Raw genomic sequence first — 21088 nt, 5'->3', positions numbered from 1 at the left:
TAAGAACATGTCACTCGACTTCGAAGCACCGAAAACATCCGAGCCCGAGGATGTTCCGCCGCCGGCTCCGGTGGAAGCCCGCAAGGCGTCGGCTCCGCTGTGGAAGCTGCTGCTGCGAGACAGGGTCGCCACCCTGGCCGCCGCGATCCTGGTGCTGGTCTTCCTCACCGCGATCTTCGGCCCGATGTTGGTCGGTGACGCCGCCACCGATCAGGATCTCGACCGCTCGAACCTGCCGCCGTTCACCCTCGACACCGGCTGGATGAACATCCTCGGCACAGATCCGCTGGGACGCAGCATGCTGGCCCGGTTGATCGTGGCCAGCAGAACCACACTCTCGGTGGCCATTCCGGCCGTGATCCTCTCGGCGATCATCGGCTCGTTCATCGGTATGTGGGCCGGTTTCCATCGCGGCTGGCGCGAGACCGCGGCGATGCGCGTCGCCGATGTCATCCTCAGCTTCCCGTCGCTGCTGATGGCCGTCGTGGTGCTCTACGTCTTCTCGCCCAGTGCGGCGAACATCGTTCTGGTCCTGACGGTCACGCGTATCCCGATCTACCTGCGTACCGCCCGTGCCGAGTCCGCAGAACTGCAGAGCCGGCTGTTCGTCGACGCCGCCCGCACGTTCGGCGCGAAGAGCGGATCGGTGATCAGACGCCACGTGGCCCCTATCCTGCTACCGACCCTACTCACCGTCGCGACCCTGGACTTCTGCTTCGTCATCCTCGCCGAGTCGTCACTGAGCTTCCTGGGCATCGGCATTCAGCCGCCGGACGTCTCGTGGGGCCTGATGGTCTCGCAGGGCCGCACTTATTTGCAGACCGCGTGGTGGCTCTCGTTCTTCCCCGGCCTGGCCATCGTGTTGACGACCGTCTCGGCCACCGTGCTCGCCGCCTGGGCGCGCATCGCCACCGACCCGGCGCAGCGCTGGCGACTCAATGTCCCCCGCTCCAAGCGGTCCCGCCTGCTCCCCGTACGAAAGGTCGTCTCATGAGCGCACCGGCAACTGCACCACAGCGACCGGACACCGGCAGCGTCGCCCTGGACGTACGCGGACTGACCGTCGATCTGCGGACGCCGTCGGGTGTCATTCGTGCCGTCGACAACGTCACCTTCAGCGCCCGCCGCGGTGAAACCCTTGCTCTGCTGGGTGAATCGGGCTGCGGCAAGTCGATGACGGCACAGGCCATCGTGGGGTTGCTCGAGCCGATCGCCGACATCACGGGCGGCTCGGTCGAGATGGGTGAGGTGGACCTGGTGACGGCCAAGACCAAGGTTCGACGCACCATCGCGGCCACCGAACTGGCCATCGTCTTCCAGGACGCGTTGACGGCACTCAATCCGGTCTACACCGTGGGAACTCAACTGGCCGAACCGTTTCGGATTCACCGCGGCATGTCGGCCAAAGAGGCTCGCGTGGAAGCGATCGCACTCATGGCCCGCGTGGGCATCCCCGAGCCCGAATCACGCGCCGACTCGTACCCGCACCAGTTCTCCGGCGGAATGCGTCAACGCCTGCTGATCGCAATGGCCGTGGCCCTGAGCCCGTCGGTACTGCTCGCCGACGAACCCACCACCGCCCTCGACGTCACCGTGCAGGCCCAGATCATGGCTCTGCTCAAGGAATTGCGTACCGAACACGACATGGCCGTCGTACTGATCACCCACGACCTCGCCCTGGTGGCCGAGGAGGCCGACCGGGTCGCGATCATGTACGCGGGCAACGTTGTCGAAACCGGGCCGGTGTCCGAGGTGTTCGGCGAACCGCGCCACCCGTACACCAAGGGCTTGCTGGACTCGGTACCCGTCCACGCCGTGCGCGGTGAGGATCTGAAGTCGATCGGCGGCACCCCGCCGGATCTCCATTCCATCCCCGACGGGTGCGTCTATCAGGCCCGCTGCCCCCTAGCTCGCGACATCTGCATCAGCACTCGCCCGCCGCTCGAATCCGTCGGCAACGGCCGGATGTCGGCCTGCCACTTCCCGAACGAGGTAACCAGCCATGTCTGAGCAACTGCTGACCGTGCGCGGCCTGAACAAGACCTTCGATGTCGGCCGCGGCAAGCTCCGTGCGCTCGACGCCATCGACCTGGATCTGCGGCGCGGTGAAACCCTCGGCCTGGTCGGCGAATCCGGCTGCGGCAAGTCCACTCTCGCACGCACCCTGATGATGCTCGAACGACCCGACTCGGGCACCGTCGCCTTCGACGGCATCGATCCCTTCGCTCTGCGCGGCAAGGAACTCCTCGCGTGGCGTCGACGAGTGCAGATGGTGTTTCAGGACCCGTACGGTTCACTGAACTCGCGGATGACGGCAGGGGACATCATCGGCGAGCCGTGGCGAACTCACAAAGGCCTGTACAAGACTCGGCGTGATCGTTCGGCACGAGTGCGTGAGCTGCTGCATCTGGTGGGCCTTCGACCGAGCGACGAGAACCGATTCCCGCAGGAATTCTCCGGCGGTCAACGCCAGCGCCTCGGCATCGCCCGCGCTCTGGCGTTGAATCCCGACGTGATCATCTGCGACGAACCGGTGTCGGCACTCGATCTCTCGGTCCAGGCGCAGGTGCTGAACCTGCTCAACGACCTGCAGAAGCAACTCGGCATCTCCTACGTGTTCATCTCGCACGATCTGTCGGTCGTCCGGCACGTCGCCGACCGCGTCGCGGTGATGTACCTGGGCCGTATCGTCGAATCCGGTGCTACCGAGGCAGTATTCGAGCGTCCTGCGCACCCGTACACAGCGGCGTTGATGTCGGCGGCACCCACCCTCGACGCGTCGACCCGTGGGACGAAGATCCTGTTGAAGGGCGAGGTACCGTCACCGCTGAATCCACCGTCGGGATGCCGGTTCCGCACGCGCTGCTGGAAGGCAACCGACCTGTGTGCCAGCGAGGCACCCCCGGTGGCGCTCGACGCCGACGAGGCCGATCACATCGCCGAATGCCACTATCCGCTCGTCGCAGGCAATCTCGGCCTCGTCGCTGCCGGGACGTGATGGCGACGCACCTGAGCGTCACCGGATTTGTCGTCGTCGCCCTGGCCATCTTCTTCGCATCGGCGATGCAGGCGTCCATCGGATTCGGCATGGGCATGCTCGCTGCACCCATCGTGGCCATCGTGGACCCCGGCCTCATCCCAGCGACACTGATCATGCTCGCCGTCGTCGTCAGTGTGCTCGTTCTGGTTCGTGATCGCACTGCCCTCGACCTCTCGGGCGCGGGGTGGGCGCTGGCCGGTCGCCTACCCGGTTCGGCGGTGGGAGCACTGCTGCTCGTCCTGTTGCCCGAGCGTGGACTGGCCATCCTGCTCGCACTCGTGGTGTTGGGCGGCGTCGCCCTGACCTCCTTCGGCTGGATCCCGTTGCCGCACAGACGAAATCTAGTGGTGGCCGGGGCCGCGTCGGGAATTCTGGGAACGGCCACCTCCATCGGCGGACCCCCGATGGCACTGGTGTGGCAACGCAACACCGGAGCGGAACTGCGCAGCACCATGAGCTGCTTCTTCCTCGTCGGCTCGCTGATCTCGCTGGCGGTACTGGCTGTGGCAGGCGCAGTGGACACACACACCGCGACGCTGTTCGTGTTCCTCGCCCCAGCGACCGTTCTCGGTTTCCTGCTCTCTCGAGTGGTCAATCGTGTTCTCGACCGTCGACGACTGCGCATCACCGCAATCAGCGTCTCCACCGCCGGCGCGCTCGTTCTCGTCGGACAACAGGTACTCGCCCTGATGTGAGGGCCGTGTCACGTGTTGCATCGGCCCCGTTGGGTAACCGGTGACGATGACTACGAACACCACGCGCGCGCTGATCGTCGGTGCCACCGGAATCTCCGGGCAGGCCCTGTGCCACGCCGCACTCGATGCAGGCTGGACCACCTATGGACTGAGTCGCAGCGGAAGTACCCCCGTCGACGGCGTTGTGCCGGTGGCTGCGGATCTGCTCGACGTCACCTCGCTCGAGGAGGCACTGAAGGACGTACGACCCGAGATCGTGCTCTTCACGGCGTGGATGAAGAAGGACTCCGAGCAGGAGAACATCGAGGTCAACTCGGCGACCCTACGCAACGTGCTGAACGTTCTCGGACCACTCGATTCGGTGAAGCACGTCGCACTGATGACCGGACTCAAGCACTACCTCGGACCGTTCGATGCCTACGGTGAGGCAGTGATGGCCGAGACGCCGTTCCACGAGACCGAGGACCGCCTCGACACCCCGAACTTCTACTACGCGCAGGAAGACGAACTGTTCGCCGGTGCCGAGAAGTTCGGATTCGGCTGGAGCGTGCACCGCGCGCACACCATCTCCGGATTCGCGGTCGGCAATGCGATGAACATGATGCTGACGCTGTCCGTGTACGCATCGATCTGCAAGGAACTCGGTGAGAAGTTCGTCTTCCCCGGCTCCGAAACCCAGTGGAACGGACTCACCGACCTCACCGACGCCGACCTGCTCGCCGAGCAGATGGTGTGGGCTGCAACCGATGACAACGCCCACAACGAGGCGTTCAACATCGCCAACGGTGACGTCTTCCGCTGGCGTTGGCTGTGGCCGCAGTTCGCCGCGCAGTTCGGCGTCGAGCCCGAGGGCTTCGACACCGAACCGCGTCCCCTCGAACCCCGCATGTCCGAGGCGGCTGCCGCGTGGAAGCGCATCGCGGAGAAGCACGATCTGGTGGAGAGCGATGTCGCCCGGCTCGCATCGTGGTGGCATACCGACGGTGACCTCGGCCGCGACATGGAATGCCTGACCGACATGAACAAGTCCAAGAAGGCCGGCTTCCTCGGCTTCCGATCCACGCCCGATGCCATCGCCTCGGTGATCCAGCGCTACCGAGACGCGCGCCTGATTCCTTAGAGCGGCTCCGCCGCATGTGCGCGACTGAGCACTGGGTCGTTCCGCAGGCTCCACTCCTGGCTCGTCGCCGACTACGAAGTTCCGCTCACATGGGGGCGGTGCCCTCGGTCAGATCCCGCACCTCGGCGTAGCGTTCGCGCACCGCCGGGGTGGGGTCGGCCTCGTATGTCTTCGACGCTGCCTGCGCCCAGGTCGGCGGCTCGCTGGTCCCGGCCAGGGTCCACGCCGCCTGGCGCGCGGCTCCGTCGGCGACATATTCACCCGGCTCGGGCACGATCACCGGAACTCCGAGAATGGCCGGGGCAAGCGCGCGCAACGCAGCTGATTTTGCGCCGCCGCCGATCAGCAGCACCCGCTTCGTTTCCACACCCTGGACACGCAGATGGTCGATACCGTCGGCCAAACCACACAGCAACCCCTCGACGGCCGCGCGCGCCAGATGGCCTGGCGTCGAATTACCAAGCCGCAGTCCGTGAATCGCACCGGAAGCATCGGGACGGTTGGGGGTGCGCTCACCTTCGAGGTAGGGCACCAACACCAGGCCCTCGCTTTCCGTCGACAGTGCCAACCGAGACAACTCGTCGTGGTCGACGCCCAGCAGACGCGCCATCGCATCGAGGACGCGAGCAGCGTTGAGGGTGCACACCAACGGCAGTTGCCGGCCGGTGGCGTCGGCGAATCCGGCGACCAGACCCGAACCGTCCGCTGCAGCAGCCGATGTCACCGCCGATACGACGCCGGAGGTGCCCACCGACACGATCACGTCACCGGGCTGCGCATCGAGAGCCAGCGCTGCCGCGGCGTTGTCCCCGGTCCCCGGTCCGATCAGTGCCCCGGCCGGTGTTCGGCCGATCGCCTCGTTCGGCGCAGCCACGCGGGGCAACAAGGGATTACGACCACGAAAGCCCAACTGCAACAGATCTGTTCGATACTCGCCGGACGCCGCCGAGAAGTAGCCGGTGCCGCTGGCGTCGCCACGGTCGGTGGCCAGGGCGTCGAACCCCGATGCACCACCGAGCTGCCAACTAAGCCAATCGTGCGGAAGGCACACTGCCGCAGTGCGATCGGCGTTTTCCGGCTCGTTGTCGGCGAGCCACCGCAATTTGGCAATCGTGATCGAGGCCAACGGAACCACTCCGACGGCGTCGGCCCAGGCTTGTCCGCCGTCGCCGCCCGCCTGCTCGCCCAACTCCGCGATCAAATCGTCTGCCGCCTGAGCCGACCGAGTATTGTTCCACAGCAAGGCCTTACGGACCACTGCGCCCGCGTCGTCGAGGCAGACCATGCCGTGCTGCTGCGCACCGACCGACACCGCGTCCACGTCGTCGAGCCCGCCTGCCTCGGCGACCGCCTCGTCCAGCGCGTCTTTCCATCGCTGCGGATCGATCTCGGTGCCGTCGGGATGACCGGCTCGGCCCTGGCGGACCAACTCCCCCGACTCGGCATCACGAACGAAAACTTTGCACGATTGGGTGGAGGAGTCGATTCCGGCAACAAGAGCCACGGTGAGCTGGTCCTTTCCTACGCAAGTGTGATCTACGACCCTACCCGCGAGGAGTGGTTGCCTCGGTCACCAGCGTGCGCGCGTAGGCGATGGCCTGCGGAGTGGTGTCGAAGACGCGTCGAGCATCGTCGTCCTTGGTGGTGAACACGCCCAGCGCCGTCAGAGGACGTAGATGCTCGGTCTTCGCTCCGGACATCAGGACTGTGATGTGGCGGTGTTCGAGCTCGGTGATCGTGTCCTTGAGGACGATGGCCCCGGTGGCATCGATTGTGGTCACCCGTGACATGCGCAGGATCACCACCTTCACGTCCGAGACGTCGGCAAGTTCGAGCAGAAAGCTGTGGGCGGCACCGAAGAGCAACGCGCCGTCGATTCGATACGCGACGATGTGTTCGCGCAGCAGGTCGCCTTCTTCCTCCGAGACCGCGTCGAGTGCGTCCAGGGGAACCTGCTCCACCGTGGCGGATCGCGCGACAGCGCGCAGGGCCAGGACGGCAGCGAACCCGACCCCGACGGCCACTGCCGTCACCAAATCGAAGACGACCGTGACGAGGAAGGTCGACAACATCACCACGGTATCGCCGCGCCCGGCGCGGCTGATCGCTCGGATGGATGCGGTTTCGACCATGCGCACCGTGGTCGCCAGCAGTACCCCGGCCAGGGCCGCGAGTGGGATGTGGGCCACCAGCCCGGCGGCGGAGTACATGATCGCGGCGAGAATCACCGCATGGGTGAGCGCTGCGAGCCTGGTACGGGCCCCGGATCGAACGTTGACCGCAGTCCGGGCGATGGCACCGGTAGCGGGAATCCCACCGAACATCGGTGCGGCGATGTTCGCAAGGCCCTGTCCGAACAACTCCCGGTCGGGGTTGTGTCGTGCGCCGACGCCCATCGAGTCCGCAGCAGTGGCGGAGAGCAACGATTCCAAGGCCGCCAGCGCTGCGACGGCACACGCTGGAGCCAGCAGGGCCGTGACGTCGCCGACGTGGAAGAAGCTCAGGCTCGGAGCGGACAACGACGACGGAACGGTGCCGATGCGGGCGATGTCGAGGTCGAACAGTTGGGTGACCACGGTCGCCCCGGCGACGGCGACCAACGAGAACGGAATCTTCGGTGCCAGACGACCACCCACGAGCATGACGACGGCGACGGCGATCGCGACTGCCGGGGTCAGGACGCTCGCGTGCGAGACGAACGAACGGGCGGCGTCGAACGCGGACTGCCACACTTTGTCGCCTTCGGCGTCGGATATGCCGAGAGCGGACGGAATCTGTTGCAGTGCAATGACAGCGGCGATTCCTGCGGTAAAGCCCTCGATGACGGGCGCCGGCAGGTACCGCACTGCTCGTCCGACGCCTGCGCCCGCGAGTGCCAGCAGCATGACTCCGGCCATGAGCCCGACGGCGAGCACACCGGTTGGCCCGTACTCGGCGACGATCGGTACCAGTACCACCGTCATGGCGCCGGTGGGCCCCGAGACCTGAAAGCGGGAGCCACCGAATACCGCGGCGACGACGCCGGCGACGATCGCTGTCGTCAGGCCGGCCGCGGCGCCCAGCCCCGTGCTGACGCCGAATCCGAGGGCCAGGGGCAACGCGACCAGTGCCACGATCAGGCCTGCCAACAGATCCGCGCCGGGTGCGCGGAACGCGGGCTTCCACTCGCTCCACCGGGGCAGGAGCGCGGATACGGCCGTCAGTGCGTCGTATCCGCGGGTGTGTTTCGTCGGTTCGGACATGCGACGCTTCCTGAGAACTCATCGAACCCGATCTAGCTGATTGCTAAGTTTAGCAAGTAATGAATCAGCGCGACAGAGAGACGCTCGACACCGTGTCGGACCGTCGAGTCAGGCGCGCGATCCGGACTCGCCGTCCAACTGTTCGACCTGGTTGGCCACCACCCCGGACAGGATCTCCCGGGCCACCACCAGCAGGTCTGCCACTTTCGGCGACGTCAGCGTGTACGTCACGGACAGCCCCTCGCGAGTTCCCTCGATGAGACCCGCACGTCGCAGAATCGACAACTGCTGCGACAGATTCGCCGGCTCGATGCCCACCTCGAGCAGCATCTCGGACACCGCGTGTTCGCGTTCGCTCAACAACTCCAGCACTCGAATGCGTGCGGGATGCGCCAACGTCTTGAAGAAGTCGGCCTTCATTCGGTACAGCGGTCGACTCGAATCCGTGGCCATGACGTCCCTCCGTGCCACCCACCGCCGCGCGGCAGGCTACTTGCGAACACTAGCAATCAGCCGACGCGACGAGTGCCATCCCTGCCCTTACCGAAACTCCGCTACCTTCACTGACATGCGCGGAGAACCCGACGAATCCACCGACTTCAGGCTGACCGTGGCCACGGCGGCTCTCGACCTCTTCTCGGTCAAGGGCTACGAGTCGACGACGGTGGACGACATAGCCGGAGCCGCCGGAATCTCGCGACGGACGTTCTTTCGTCAGTTCCGTGCCAAGGAAGACGTCGTATTCGCCGATCACGAAATACTGCTCGAGCAGGCAGGCGCATTTCTCGACTCGAACGAAGGCGATCCCTGGCAGGCGGTGTGCGACGCCGCGCAGCAGGTGTACGAGCGATTCTCCGACTGGCTGGAGATGTCGCGCCTGCGCTATCAGGTGGTGCACCGCAACCCTGCGCTGCGCGATCGAGAGATCGTCACCGTGTTTCGCTACGACCGACTGTTCGTCGAATATCTGCAGCGAGTGCGGCCGGATCATTCGCACCTGGAGATTCTGCAGTTCTCGGCTTCGGTGACCGCAACACACAACTACATCCTCCGACGGATGATTCGCGACGGGCTGCCCACGTCGGTCAGCGACCTGCGGTCCGCGCTGGCGCAGGTACGCGCGCAATTCCTCGGCGAGATCGTCGTCGCGTCGTTCCCGCGGGGCATGTCCGTCGCGAAAGTCGTCGACGCGTTGGCCGATCACACAACAGACTGACTCACCCGACAGTGTGGCACTCAGTGCCGCATAACGTGGACCCACCCTTGAAACGAGCGAGCTGCAGACGTACGATGGGTGCATCCTTGGCACTGAGTGCCCTGATCGGTCAGTGCTGATCCCCCTACATTCAAGGAGCGTGGCCGATATGGCCGGAAATCCCGACTTCGATCTGTATCAATCGCCCGAGGAGCACGACGAACTGCGTGCGGCCATTCGGGCACTGTCGGAGAAGGAGATCGCTCCGTACGCCAAAGAGGTGGACGAGGACTCACGCTTCCCGGAAGAGGCATTGAAGGCCCTCAACGCCTCCGGCTTCAACGCCATCCACGTTCCCGAGGAATACGACGGTCAGGGTGCCGACTCGGTCGCAGCCTGCATCGTCATCGAAGAGGTCGCTCGCGTCTGCGGCTCGTCCTCGCTGATCCCCGCCGTCAACAAGCTCGGCACGATGGGACTGATCCTCAAGGGCTCCGAGGAGCTCAAGAAGCAGGTCCTGCCCTCCCTCGCCGGCGGCGCGATGGCGTCGTACGCCCTCTCCGAGCGGGAAGCGGGCTCTGACGCAGCGGGAATGCGTACTCGCGCCAAGGCCGACGGTGACGACTGGATCCTCAACGGCTCCAAGTGCTGGATCACCAACGGCGGCAAGTCCGATTGGTACACCGTCATGGCGGTGACCGACCCCGACAAGGGTGCCAACGGCATCTCCGCGTTCATCGTGCACAAGGACGACGAGGGATTCGTCGTCGGCCCCAAGGAGAAGAAGCTCGGCATCAAGGGCTCCCCGACGGCCGAGCTGTACTTCGAGAACTGCAAGGTCCCCGGCGATCGCATCATCGGCGAGCCCGGCACCGGCTTCAAGACCGCTCTCGAAACCCTCGATCACACCCGTCCGACCATCGGCGCGCAGGCCGTCGGCCTGGCACAGGGTGCCCTCGATGCAGCCATCGCGTACACCAAGGACCGCAAGCAGTTCGGCACCGCGATCTCGAGCTTCCAGGCCGTGCAGTTCATGCTCGCCGACATGGCGATGAAGGTCGAAGCCGCACGCCTGATGGTCTACAGCTCTGCAGCCCGCGCCGAGCGCGGCGAGAAGAACCTCGGGTTCATCTCCGCAGCAGCGAAGTGCTTCGCCTCCGATGTGGCCATGGAGGTCACCACCGACGCCGTGCAGCTCTTCGGCGGTGCCGGATACACCACCGACTTCCCGGTCGAGCGCATGATGCGCGACGCCAAGATCACCCAGATCTACGAGGGCACCAACCAGATTCAGCGTGTCGTCATGTCGCGGGCGCTGCTCAAATGAGCAACATCAACCTCGTCGGCGTCATCGGTGGCGGCACCATGGGTGCCGGTATCGCCGAAATGTGTGCTCGCTCCGGCAGTTCCGTGCTGATCCTCGAGACGAGCCAGGCGACGGCCGACGCCGCAGAAGCTCGCCTGGACAAGTCCTTCGCTCGCGCCGTCAAGTCCGGCCGTATCGAAGCCGATGCGGCCGAGAAGGCCCGTGCTGCCATCACGTTGACGCTCGACATCAACGAATTCGCAGACCGCGACCTCGTGATCGAGGCGGCGCCCGAGATCGAATCGCTCAAACTCGATCTGTTCGGCAAGCTCGATTCCATCGTCAAGCCCGAGGGAATTCTGGCCACGAACACCTCGTCGATCCCGGTCATCAAGATGGCCAACGCGACGAAGCGTCCCGACAAGGTGGTCGGAGTGCACTTCTTCAACCCGGTGCCGGTGCTTCCGTTGGTCGAGATCGTCGTCAGCTTGCTCACCAGCGAAGAGACAGTGTCCGCGGTGACGGATTACGCGGGTAACACGTTGGGCAAGAAGACGATTCGCGCCGGAGATCGCGCCGGATTCATCGTCAACGCATTGCTCATCCCGTACATGGTCTCGGCCATCCGCATGCTCGAGTCCGGCTTCGCCAGTGCCGAGGACATCGACGAGGGCATGGTCAACGGCTGCGCTCACCCCATGGGTCCGCTGCGTCTGACCGACACCGTCGGCCTCGACGTCACCCTCGCGGTGGCCGAGTCGCTCTACGCAGAATTCCGTGAACCGCACTACGCTCCGCCGCCGCTGCTGCAGCGCATGGTGGACGCGGGAATGCTGGGACGCAAAACCGGTAAGGGTTTCTACACGTATTCGTAGTAGTCCCCCAAGTCTGCGTGAATGGTCCATTCACCCCCGTCAGGGCCGGTGAATGGACCATTCAGGTCTTCGGGGAGGCGCACACTGGAGTCGTTCCACAACACTGGGAGGCTCCATGAACATCGATCTCGACGGCCGAACCGCCTTGATCTCCGGCTCCAGCCAGGGCATCGGACTGGCCATTGCCACCGAATTGGCCCGTGCCGGTGCGCGCGTAGTTCTCAACGGTCGTAGCCCTTCCGCGCTCGATTCGGCCGAGGAACAACTGCTCACCGAGGTACCCGGCGCACGAGTGATCGTCGTGGCAGCTGATCTCGCGACGGCCGAAGGGGTCGAGACGCTGCTTGCCACGGTCCCGGTGGTCGACATTCTGGTGAACAACCTCGGAATCTTCGGAGCCAAGCCGGCCCTCGATATCGACGACGACGAGTGGCGTCGCTACTTCGAGGTGAACGTGCTCTCGGCCATCAGACTCATCCGGACGTATTTGCCGGCGATGACCGAAGCCGGCTGGGGCAGAATCCAGAACATCTGCAGCGATTCCGCGGTGGCGATTCCCGAGGAAATGATCCACTACGGAATGACGAAAACCGCACTGCTGGCGGTGACCCGCGGATTCGCGAAAGCTGCTGCAGGAACTGGCGTTACGGTCAACTCCGTGATCGTCGGGCCCACTCACACCGAGGGCGTCGAGAAGTTCGTCGCAGAACTCGTCGGCGACAAACTGCCGTGGGACGAGGCTCAGGCGACATTCATGAAGGAACACCGTCCGCAATCGCTCATCGGACGGTTGATCGAGCCGAAGGAAATCGGCAACATGATCGTGTACCTGAGTTCGGAGCAAGCCTCCGCGACCACCGGGGGCGCACTACGAGTCGACGGCGGCTACGTCGACTCGATTCTGCCCTGACTTCCGGGCCCGTCGCGTGCGATGTCTGCGGCACCGCAGAGCTTGTCCGGTCGGTCACAGTTTGTGGCCGACCGGTTCGGGGCATGCGTGAAGAACACGGAATCGAGCAGAGGTTCTTCACGTATTTCACCGTATTCGGAGACGATTCGACAGTGAGCGATCAGTACACCTTCACCAACCCCGTCACGCAGTATCGTCAGAACGGCTTCCCTGAGCAACACCAGGATCCGCCCGGTCTGGCCGCAGACCTTCAGCCCCTCGCCGACCACGGTGAGGACAGCTATCGCGGGTCCGGCCGCCTGACCGGCCGTAAGGCCTTGATCACCGGTGCCGATTCCGGAATTGGCCGGGCAGCAGCGATTGCCGTCGCCCGCGAGGGTGCCGACGTGGTTCTCAATTACCTGCCGTCAGAGGAAAAAGACGCTCAGGACGTTGCTCAGCTGGTACGCGACGCCGGACGCACCGCAGTCTTGGCTCCGGCAGATATCACCGACGAGCAGGCCGCGCGTGGAATCGTGCGCACCGCCGTCGACGAACTCGGTGGCCTCGACCTGCTGATCAACGTTGCCGGTAAGCAGCAGTTCGTAGAGGATCTGGCCGACCTGTCGTCCGAGCAGTTCGATCAGACGTTCAAAACCAACGTCTACGCACTGTTCTGGATCATCCAGGAAGCGGTGCCGCACATGCCCGCCGGTTCCACCATCGTCAACACCAGTTCGATCCAGGCATACACACCCTCACCCGGTCTGGTGGATTACGCAACTACGAAGATGGCCATCAACACCATCAGCAAGGCGCTTGCGCAGCAGTTGGCACCCAAGGGAATTCGTGTCAATGTTGTTGCCCCGGGACCGTTCTGGACACCGCTGCAGGCAGCCGGCGGGCAGCCGACCTCGGCGCTACCGGAGTTCGGTAAAGAGACACCGCTCGGACGCGCGGGGCAACCCGCCGAGATCGCCGGTGCCTACGTCTACCTGTCGTCGGCCGAATCCGGTTACGTCTCCGGCGAGACACTGAACGTCAACGGCGGCATGCCGACGCCGTAGTCGACATCCGTTCTGCGTGAGTGGACCATTCACACCCGTCTGGGCGCGTGAATGGTCCATTCACGTATCTGGAGACGTCAGTCCTTCGGCCCACCAGCGGCGTAGACGACCTGGCCCGAGATGAAGCCCGCTCCCTCGCTGACGAAGAACGAGGCCAAGTGCGCGATGTCGTCGGGGTGTCCGACGCGATTGACCGGAATCTGTGACGCCGCAGCAGCTTTGAAGTCCTCGAACGGCATTCCGACGCGCTCTGCAGTCGCTGCTGTCATCTCCGTCTCGATGAATCCCGGGGCGATGGCATTGGCTGTGACGCCGAACTTGCCGAGTTCGATGGCGAGGGTCTTGGTGAATCCCTGCATGCCGGCCTTGGCGGCGGAGTAGTTGGCCTGGCCACGGTTACCGAGGGCGGACGTGCTCGACAAGTTGACGATTCGGCCCCACTTGGCGTCGATCATGTGCTTCTGGACCGCGCGGGTCATCAGGAACGATCCACGCAGGTGCACGCCGAGTACGGAATCCCAGTCCTGCACCGTCATCTTGAACAGCAGATTGTCGCGAGTGATGCCGGCGTTGTTGATCAGTACGGTCGGCGCACCGAACTCGCTCGCGATGCGATCGACTGCGGTCTGGACCGATTCCTCGTCGGCGACGTTGGCACCGATGGCCACTGCCTGCCCACCAGCGGCCTGGATCGCACCGACGGTGTCGCTGCACGCGGCCTCGTCGAGGTCCACTACCGCAACTCCGAAACCGTCCTTGGCCAGCCGCTTCGCCACCGCAGCGCCGATTCCACGTGCACTGCCGGTGACGATGGCCGTCTTGATCTGATCGCTCACGAATATCTCCTAGGAACACGCCGAATCGAATTACCTGTCATCTGTTTCTACCAACCCCGCTGTCGCGGTCAGTACGCAGCCACCGCTCCGTCCAGCGCCTTCTGCATTCCCTGCGCCACCACACGCGTGATGTCGATCGGCTTCTCGGGCAGTTCGGTGATGGGGGTATCGATGTACACGCTCGCCTGCTTGACCTTCGTCGTAGGGCCGTAGCTCAACCCGATACAGATCAGCACCGGCTCGACGCCGAGCTTGCGTGCGCGCAGCGCGATGTGGCCGATTCCGCTGCCCACGTGCTGCACCGTCGTCGGATCCTCCAGGTTGCAGGTGCCCTCGGGGAACACTGCGAGGTCGTCGCCCCGCTTCATACGCTCGGCACTGACGTCCATCATGCGGCTGCCCGCAGCGCTGACCGCGCGCATTCCGTGATTCTTGCCCCGGAAGACGGGGATGCCGCCCATCATGTCGATTCGCTTGCGCTGCTTGGGTTCCTGGAACAGCTCGTCCTTCGCCAGCACCCTCGTGCGTCCGATCACCGGACGCAGCGGCGACGCCCAGGCTGCCGCTGCGAGGGTGTAGGGATCGTTCTCGGTCAGATGATTGACCGCGATGAGCAGACGGGTGTTGTCGTACACCAGACGACGCAGTTCCTCACGCGCACCGTCGGGATACGACACCCGCGGACGGAAGCGCCTGGCCAAGGTGGCGTACGCCAGCCTCGCGACCTGACGATTCTGCTGGTGACGCAGGTAGAAGTCGTACACCGTCACATTGTTCTCGAGAATTACCGCTGGCCGATCCATGAACCGAGCTTAGTGGTTCGAACTGTGCCGCCGGGGCCGAAGCCTCCTTCGTATCGACTACCCGATGATCGCCTTGTATTCGGTGAAGATCGGCGCGTACTCGGGACCGCAGTTCGCGATCGACCAATCGGTGAGGAGGGTGAGGTTCTCGAACACACCATCCATCGCGCTGAAGTCGCCGGCCGCACCCTTGGCGTCGGCCTCTTCCATGGCCTGTAGCCACGCCAACGGCTCCGGTGGAGCGACGGCCTGCAGCTCTGACTGTGTCACCGGGGCCTTCGTCGCGAGTTCTGCGGCAATGGATTCGGCCGCCTCGATACCACCCGCCTCTGCTTCCCGCAGGTTGGCCAGACCCTGTGCCACCTGGGTGGCGTACAGCGTGCAGAAGTCCGACTCACCCGAATCCGCTTCCACCGATTGCACGGATTCCACCGATGTTGCGGCCGGCTGCTCAGCCGTGGTGGACGGGTTCTCTTCTGTGGACGAACACCCCGCGAGAGCAAGGAGAACTACCGCGCATCCTATGGTCGATCGACTGTTCATCGGCGTTGCACTCCTCGTGAACCCTGCCTGGACGACTGCCAGTCTGCGCTCGAGTGCTCAGTTGTGCAGCGCTGTGAGCAGCGCGAACGGTTCGAGCCGGCCTCACACCCGCGAGGAACCCATGGCCCGGATCCCGACGGCAAGTCCGACCGCCGCAGTGGCGGCGGCTGCGACGACACCTGCCATCACCGTCGAACTCGCGAAGTCACCGGCGAACAGTGCACGTTCGGCATCGACCAGATATCCGAGTGGGTTGATGTCGACCAAGAACTGCATCCATCCCGGGGCCGCGGTCAGTGGAAGCATGGTGCCCGAGAGGATGAGCAGGGGGAACATCAATGTCTGTTGAATGGACCAGAACACCCAATCCTGTCCGCGCACAGCCAAAGCCAGCGTGTAGGACAACGCGCCGAGACCGACACCGAACACACCTAGCAGCACGATCCCCACGACCGCGCCGACGGGATTCACCGACAACCCGAGCGGCAATGCCACCAGGACGATCAGCACGGCCTGAGCGGCCAACGGCACCATTTCCTTGAACGCGCGGCCGACGAGCAGAGACGACCTCGGCAGCGGCGTCACCAACATCCGTTCGTGTGAACCCTGCTGCAATTCGGCCAGCAGGTTCGAGCCCGTCATCGACGTCCCGAAGATGGTGATCATTGCGAGCACCCCTGGAACGAACCAGTCCCACACACTCCCGCTGCCGAGACCTGGGACCTCGGTGAGAAGCGGGCCGAACAGCGCCAGCAGGATCAGCGGTTGGATGAGACTGAAGATCACCGTGAACGGATCGCGCACCATCGGCCGCAGTTCGCGGCCCATCACCAAGGCGCTTCCCGAGAGTACATTCATCGGAGTTCTCCTGCCGTGCTTGCGGTTTCGAGGGAAGAGCTGCCCGCTGCGGCGCTCTCCCGAAGGCTGCGCCCGGTGAGGCCGAGGAACACATCGTCGAGGGTAGGTCGCGTCATGTCCGCCGTGTGCACTGTGATCCCGTGAGACTCGCTGAGCCGCAGGAGATCCGGAAGAACCACCTCGGCTCGCTCGACCCGAATGTTCAACCGCGAACCCGCAACCGTCACGTCTCTGACTCCGGCGACACCGCCCAGGAGCGCACCCAGCGCCGACGCGTCGGACGCGGTGAGGACGATCAGATCACCGGCCAGTTCCGATTTGAGGGCCGTGGCGGTGTCGTCGGCGATGACGGTGCCGCGATCGACGACGATCACCCGCTCGGCCATCGAATCGGCCTCGTCGAGGTAGTGCGTGGTGAGCACGATGGTGGTGCCCATCTCCCGTCTGAGCCGCAGAATGTGATCCCAGAGATTCGCTCGGCTCTGCGGGTCCATCCCGGTGGTCGGTTCGTCGAGAAACAGCAACGGTGGCCGGTGCACCAACCCCAACGCGATGTCGAGTCGACGCCGCTGCCCACCGGACAGCGTGGACACGGTGCGGGCCGCGAGCTCGCCGAGTTCGAGTGCCTCGATCAATTCGTCTGCGCGAGTGCGTGATCGGCCACGAGTCATGCCGTAGCACAACCCCTGCACCACCAGTTCGTCTCGGACTCGCTGATTGTGCCCCGCACCGTTGCCCTGGCCGACGTAGCCGAGACTGCGTCGAACACGGTCCCGATCCTTCGCCACATCGAATCCGGCGATCCGCGCCGAGCCCGACGTCGGTTCGAGCAACGTCGTCAACATGCGCAGAGTGGTCGACTTGCCTGCCCCGTTCGGGCCGAGCAGAGCCACCAGCTCTCCCTCACCGATCGTCAGATCGATACCGCGCACCGCCTCCACGGTCTTCTTGCCCTGCCGAAAAGTCTTGGTCAGTCCCGAAGTTTCGATCATCTGTCACGCCCCTCGTCGCACTGAATGAATCCGTACGAGAAAGACGTTAGGAACGATCGCGGTCAGCTTCGGTCCGCGTTGCCAGGACAGCCGACATCAACCGAAAACGGGGAACTTTCGCTTGCGGGCCAGGGCATCCATCCCGGATTGGATGCTCGAGCGCACCTCCTCGTACTTCGCGTCGACGTAGGCCTCGTCGTCGCACCGTGCCGGGTCGTGGTCGAGTTCGATCGGCGGCATGAATCGGGTACGGATCTTCGCGGGCAACGGAATCTGCGGGAGCGCCGCGGGCGCAATGATCCAGGGAAGCGAGATCGCGATCGGAAAGACTTTCAACCGCGCAATCTTGTCCAGCTTCAACGCTTTCGACAGCTTGTCGCCGCGAATGAGTACCGGCATGGCGTCGGCGCCGCCCACTGTTGCCACCGGAACGATGGGTACGCCCATCCGAATGGCGAGCTTGATGAAGCCGGTTCGGCCACCGAGCGTCGCCTCGTCACGCTTGCTCCATGGCCGCAGCGAATCGACCTCACCGCCCGGCCACACGATGACGTCCCGACCCTCGGCCAGTGCCGTCGACATCGAGTCCGGCGCAGCAGGGAGCACACCCATGGATCGAAAGACTTTGCCGATCAACGGGAACGCCATCAGTGCATCGTGCGCGGTTCCGTGCAGAATGCGCTTCTCGCCGAAGTGTCGCCACCACTGCGCGCCGACGGTCCACGCATCCCACACGAACGGCGCACCCGAATGCACCCCGACGACGAGAACCGGCGACTCGGGAATGGTCTCCCACCCGTCGATCTCCATCCGGAAATAGCGGTCCATCACCCCGTTCCAGAGCTTTTGCTGACGGTCCATCGCCACGGTGTTCTGATCGTCGAGGTCCCAGCCGCCCGCGCGATCGGCAACCACCGCTCCGAGACCACCGGACGCCTTCTCTCGACGCTCCTTCATCTTCAGCCGGGCCGCCGCCGCGTAGCGCTGTGCCTGCTCGCGCAACTGCTCCTTCGTCGACTCCTCCGTCGATGCTCCGGCACCGTCCCCACCCATTACGTGATCCCCATCACTCATACCCGCACGGTACTCCACCCGCCCACCGCCGACCGACAACCAGCGCTCGTTACCCCACGCGACGTCCCACCTGTCCGTTATGGTCGAAATTCGAGCCGAACGAACGAGGTACACCGATGGATCCGATCGAACCGGCCTACGGCACGACGGCGCTGCTGCTGATCGCCGCTGCAGCCGTGGCGATCCTGCTCTTCCTCATCATGAAGGTGAAACTGCACGCCTTCGTCTCCCTGGTCCTGGTCAGCGCGGTCACCGCCGTCGCCGCGGGAATCCCACTTGCAGACGTCCCCGATGCGTTGCTCTCCGGTTTCAGTTCCACCCTCGGTTCGGTTGCGCTACTGGTGGCACTGGGTGTGATGGTCGGGCGTCTGCTCGAAATCACCGGTGGCGCACAAGTATTGGCCGACACTCTGATCAACCGGTTCGGAGCCAAACGGGCACCACTCGCACTCGGTGTCGCCGCGCTCATCTTCGGCTTCCCCATCTTCTTCGACGCCGGTCTCGTCGTCTTTCTGCCGATCATCTTCACCGTTGCCAAACGATTCGGCGGATCGGTTCTGCTGTACGCCCTCCCCACCGCGGGGGCCTTTGCCGCGATGCACGCCATCGTCCCGCCGCACCCCGGCCCGGTCGCTGCCACCGAACTGCTCGGCGGAGACATCGGTTCGGTACTGCTCATCGGCGTTCCCGTCGCCGTCGTCTCCTGGTTCGTCGGCTCGTACCTCGTCGGTACCCAGCTCGGCAAACGATTCGTCACCATGCCTGCAGACCTCTTCGCAGACGGATCGCAGAACACCGAGGAGCACGACAAGGAGATGGCCGCGCTCCGCGACCCGGCCCCGAAGTTCGCCGCAGTGTTGTTCATTCTCTTGACGCCACTGGTGCTCATCTCGCTCAACACCGTCGTCAACACTCTGACCACCTCCGGTGTGCTGACCGGAGACGAAACCTGGGCTGCTGCCCTGACTCTCATCGGCCAGACGCCCATCGCGCTGCTGATCACCTTGCTGCTGGCGCTGTTCATCCTCGCGCCCGGACGCTTCCCGGTGGCCGAGGGTGCCAAGTACATGGACCAGGCCCTCGGACCGATCTGCTCGATCATCCTGATCACCGGTGCAGGCGGCATGTTCGGTGGAGTGCTGCGAGCCAGCGGCATCGGGCAGTCCCTGACGGCCTCGTTGTCCGACATCGGGCTGCCGATTCTGCTGCAGGCCTTCCTGATCGCCACCGCGCTACGCGTCGCACAGGGTTCGGCCACCGTCGCTCTCACCACCACCGCTGGGTTGATCTCGGTGCAGGTCGCCGAGCTGGATCTGAGCAACTTCAAGATCGCTCTGCTGGTGTTCGCACTGGCCGCCGGAGCCACCGTGCTCTCCCACGTCAACGATTCCGGCTTCTGGCTCGTCAGCCGCTTCTTCGGCATGGACGAGAAGACGACCCTCAAGACATGGACCGTCATGGAAACGACACTGGGACTGGCAATCTTCGCCGTCGCATCACTGCTGTGGGTGGTGTTCTAGCGTTGGATACGCCCTGAATTCACTGCACCGGAACGAGAATGCGCCACGCCCCCAACGCCAATGAGCCGACGGTGACGAGCAGGAACAATCCGACCCAGACGATGCCGGGCAGGAAGGTCAGTCGGGCGAGTTGATCGGCGTCGGAGTCCCGTGCCCGTCCGGCGCTGCGCGATTTCTGCAGTTCGAGAACGGGCCGCGGGCCGGCGATCAACAGGAAGAACGTGATGAAATACGCCGCCGCGACCTGCTGTTCGCCGGTGCCCCACCAGGAGACGACGAACAGGGCAGCGCCCACAACGACGAGCGACAGCAAGCCGTAGATGTTGCGAATCATCAACAGCATCAATGCAATCGAGATGACGCCGATCCACAGCACCGCCACCGCATGCTGGGTGCCGAGCACGAACGCAGCACCGAGTCCGAGCAGCGACGGCCCCACATAACCTGCGAAGGTCATCGCGATGACGCCGAGGCCGGTGGGCTTGCCCTTCGAGATCGCGACGCCGGAGGTATCGGAGTGCAGTCGCAGCCCCATCAGCTGTCGGCCGGTGATCAGCGCGACGAACAAGTGCGCGCCCTCGTGGGCAATGGTGACCACGTTGCGCGCGATCCGCCACGTCTGCGGCAACACGACGATGACGAGTGCAACCAGAGCAGCAACTTGGACGATCCACACCGGTGGATCAGGACTCACCGCGGAGATGCGGTCCCAGAATTCGTTCACACCCAAGTATGCGGCTTCGCCGCAGTGGTGCGGCTAGGTGCCGCCGGTGGCGCTCAACCGCACCACTGCCGCAGGCACTACGACGCGCGTGCTTCGGCCTTGGCGCGTTCGCGGGCGAGGGAGCGGTCTCGCATTTCCTCGAACTTGGTGGCTTGGCGTTCGAGGTCTTCGAGGAACGCGGCGAGTTCTTCGCGCTTGTTCTCTCCGCGTGCGGTGAAGTCGTTGCGCTCGAAGACGTTCCACTTGCGCAGCACCGGCCAGACGACGTCTTCGAGGTGCTGACGCAGGTCGTAGATGCCGTGCTTGGCC

22 protein-coding genes are annotated in these 21088 nt (G+C 64.5%); 11 read left to right on the top strand and 11 right to left on the bottom strand.

The window, feature by feature from the left end; genetic code table 11:
- Nucleotides 1-7: 7 nt before the first annotated feature.
- Genes ACQR3T_RS14885 through ACQR3T_RS14865 form a run of 5 tightly spaced genes read left to right on the top strand, consistent with a single transcriptional unit; the run spans nt 8 to nt 4855 of the window.
- Nucleotides 8-994 carry an ABC transporter permease gene (locus tag ACQR3T_RS14885; RefSeq protein WP_428693946.1) on the top strand — a complete coding sequence of 329 codons (987 nt, stop codon included), beginning with the start codon at nt 8-10 and terminating at the stop codon, nt 992-994.
- Nucleotides 991-2010 carry an ABC transporter ATP-binding protein gene (locus ACQR3T_RS14880; protein ID WP_428693945.1) on the top strand — a complete coding sequence of 340 codons (1020 nt, stop codon included), beginning with the start codon at nt 991-993 and terminating at the stop codon, nt 2008-2010. Before ACQR3T_RS14885 ends, ACQR3T_RS14880 begins: the two co-directional genes overlap by 4 nt.
- Nucleotides 2003-2998, top strand: a complete 996-nt coding sequence (locus ACQR3T_RS14875) for an ABC transporter ATP-binding protein (RefSeq protein WP_428693944.1) — start codon at nt 2003-2005, stop codon at nt 2996-2998. Before ACQR3T_RS14880 ends, ACQR3T_RS14875 begins: the two co-directional genes overlap by 8 nt.
- The gene (locus ACQR3T_RS14870; RefSeq protein ID WP_428693943.1) at nt 2998-3735 is read left to right on the top strand and encodes a sulfite exporter TauE/SafE family protein; all 738 of its coding nucleotides are present in this window, start codon (nt 2998-3000) and stop codon (nt 3733-3735) included. Before ACQR3T_RS14875 ends, ACQR3T_RS14870 begins: the two co-directional genes overlap by 1 nt.
- 46 nt (nt 3736-3781) lie before the next feature.
- Nucleotides 3782-4855 (top strand): SDR family oxidoreductase, encoded by a 1074-nt coding sequence (locus ACQR3T_RS14865; RefSeq protein ID WP_428693942.1) that lies wholly within the window; start codon nt 3782-3784, stop codon nt 4853-4855.
- Between the two features lie 85 nt (nt 4856-4940).
- On the opposite strand, the gene ACQR3T_RS14860 is transcribed toward ACQR3T_RS14865, so the two are convergent.
- The 3 genes from ACQR3T_RS14860 to ACQR3T_RS14850 all read right to left on the bottom strand — a co-directional run bounded on the left by ACQR3T_RS14860 (nt 4941) and on the right by ACQR3T_RS14850 (nt 8550).
- Complete coding sequence (locus ACQR3T_RS14860) at nt 4941-6359, bottom strand: xylulokinase (RefSeq protein WP_428693941.1); 1419 nt, start codon at nt 6357-6359, stop codon at nt 4941-4943.
- 40 nt (nt 6360-6399) lie between these two features.
- Complete coding sequence (locus tag ACQR3T_RS14855; protein ID WP_428693940.1) at nt 6400-8097, bottom strand: SulP family inorganic anion transporter; 1698 nt, start codon at nt 8095-8097, stop codon at nt 6400-6402.
- Nucleotides 8098-8205: 108 nt separating this feature from the next.
- Nucleotides 8206-8550 carry an ArsR/SmtB family transcription factor gene (locus ACQR3T_RS14850; protein WP_032377492.1) on the bottom strand — a complete coding sequence of 115 codons (345 nt, stop codon included), beginning with the start codon at nt 8548-8550 and terminating at the stop codon, nt 8206-8208.
- A gap of 115 nt (nt 8551-8665) precedes the next feature.
- Here ACQR3T_RS14850 and ACQR3T_RS14845 point away from each other — a divergent pair, with 115 nt between their 5' ends.
- The 5 genes from ACQR3T_RS14845 (at nt 8666) to ACQR3T_RS14825 (ending at nt 13429) form a co-directional block, all read left to right on the top strand.
- On the top strand, nt 8666-9313 hold the full coding sequence (locus tag ACQR3T_RS14845; protein ID WP_032377491.1) for a TetR family transcriptional regulator: 648 nt from the start codon (nt 8666-8668) through the stop codon (nt 9311-9313).
- Nucleotides 9314-9461: 148 nt separating this feature from the next.
- Nucleotides 9462-10619 carry an acyl-CoA dehydrogenase gene (locus tag ACQR3T_RS14840; protein WP_032378347.1) on the top strand — a complete coding sequence of 386 codons (1158 nt, stop codon included), beginning with the start codon at nt 9462-9464 and terminating at the stop codon, nt 10617-10619.
- Between the two features lie 5 nt (nt 10620-10624).
- The gene (locus tag ACQR3T_RS14835; protein ID WP_329956465.1) at nt 10625-11473 is read left to right on the top strand and encodes a 3-hydroxybutyryl-CoA dehydrogenase; all 849 of its coding nucleotides are present in this window, start codon (nt 10625-10627) and stop codon (nt 11471-11473) included.
- A gap of 115 nt (nt 11474-11588) precedes the next feature.
- Nucleotides 11589-12383, top strand: coding sequence for an SDR family NAD(P)-dependent oxidoreductase (locus ACQR3T_RS14830; protein ID WP_428693939.1), 795 nt, complete (start codon nt 11589-11591; stop codon nt 12381-12383).
- Nucleotides 12384-12466: 83 nt separating this feature from the next.
- Nucleotides 12467-13429, top strand: coding sequence for an SDR family oxidoreductase (locus tag ACQR3T_RS14825; RefSeq protein WP_428693938.1), 963 nt, complete (start codon nt 12467-12469; stop codon nt 13427-13429).
- Nucleotides 13430-13506: 77 nt separating this feature from the next.
- Here ACQR3T_RS14825 and ACQR3T_RS14820 read toward each other — a convergent pair whose 3' ends face one another.
- The 6 genes from ACQR3T_RS14820 to ACQR3T_RS14795 all read right to left on the bottom strand — a co-directional run bounded on the left by ACQR3T_RS14820 (nt 13507) and on the right by ACQR3T_RS14795 (nt 18514).
- The gene (locus ACQR3T_RS14820; RefSeq protein WP_032396725.1) at nt 13507-14265 is read right to left on the bottom strand and encodes an SDR family oxidoreductase; all 759 of its coding nucleotides are present in this window, start codon (nt 14263-14265) and stop codon (nt 13507-13509) included.
- A 68-nt stretch (nt 14266-14333) separates the two neighbouring features.
- Nucleotides 14334-15068 carry a 1-acyl-sn-glycerol-3-phosphate acyltransferase gene (locus ACQR3T_RS14815; RefSeq protein WP_428693937.1) on the bottom strand — a complete coding sequence of 245 codons (735 nt, stop codon included), beginning with the start codon at nt 15066-15068 and terminating at the stop codon, nt 14334-14336.
- 57 nt (nt 15069-15125) lie between these two features.
- Nucleotides 15126-15611 (bottom strand): hypothetical protein, encoded by a 486-nt coding sequence (locus ACQR3T_RS14810; protein WP_037171032.1) that lies wholly within the window; start codon nt 15609-15611, stop codon nt 15126-15128.
- A gap of 102 nt (nt 15612-15713) precedes the next feature.
- Nucleotides 15714-16469, bottom strand: coding sequence for an ABC transporter permease (locus tag ACQR3T_RS14805; RefSeq protein WP_428693936.1), 756 nt, complete (start codon nt 16467-16469; stop codon nt 15714-15716).
- Complete coding sequence (locus ACQR3T_RS14800; RefSeq protein WP_037171030.1) at nt 16466-17461, bottom strand: ABC transporter ATP-binding protein; 996 nt, start codon at nt 17459-17461, stop codon at nt 16466-16468. The genes ACQR3T_RS14805 and ACQR3T_RS14800 overlap by 4 nt, the downstream gene beginning before the upstream one ends.
- A gap of 96 nt (nt 17462-17557) precedes the next feature.
- A complete protein-coding gene (locus ACQR3T_RS14795; protein WP_094617202.1) occupies nt 17558-18514 on the bottom strand; it encodes a lysophospholipid acyltransferase family protein in 957 nt (318 codons plus the stop codon).
- A 137-nt stretch (nt 18515-18651) separates the two neighbouring features.
- Between ACQR3T_RS14795 and ACQR3T_RS14790 the strand changes: the two genes are divergently transcribed.
- Nucleotides 18652-20055, top strand: a complete 1404-nt coding sequence (locus tag ACQR3T_RS14790) for a GntP family permease (protein WP_428693935.1) — start codon at nt 18652-18654, stop codon at nt 20053-20055.
- Nucleotides 20056-20074: 19 nt separating this feature from the next.
- Here ACQR3T_RS14790 and ACQR3T_RS14785 read toward each other — a convergent pair whose 3' ends face one another.
- Nucleotides 20075-20779, bottom strand: coding sequence for a M50 family metallopeptidase (locus tag ACQR3T_RS14785; protein ID WP_032405193.1), 705 nt, complete (start codon nt 20777-20779; stop codon nt 20075-20077).
- Between the two features lie 77 nt (nt 20780-20856).
- A partial coding sequence (locus ACQR3T_RS14780; RefSeq protein ID WP_428693934.1) for an acyl-ACP desaturase occupies nt 20857-21088 on the bottom strand: 232 nt, incomplete at its 5' end.

This window comes from Rhodococcus sp. IEGM1428, assembly GCF_050321865.1.
In the GTDB taxonomy this organism is placed as follows: Bacteria; Actinomycetota; Actinomycetes; order Mycobacteriales; family Mycobacteriaceae; genus Rhodococcoides.
The sequence above is the reverse complement of the archived record's forward strand: the minus strand, read 5'-3'. Positions and strand labels throughout refer to the sequence as shown.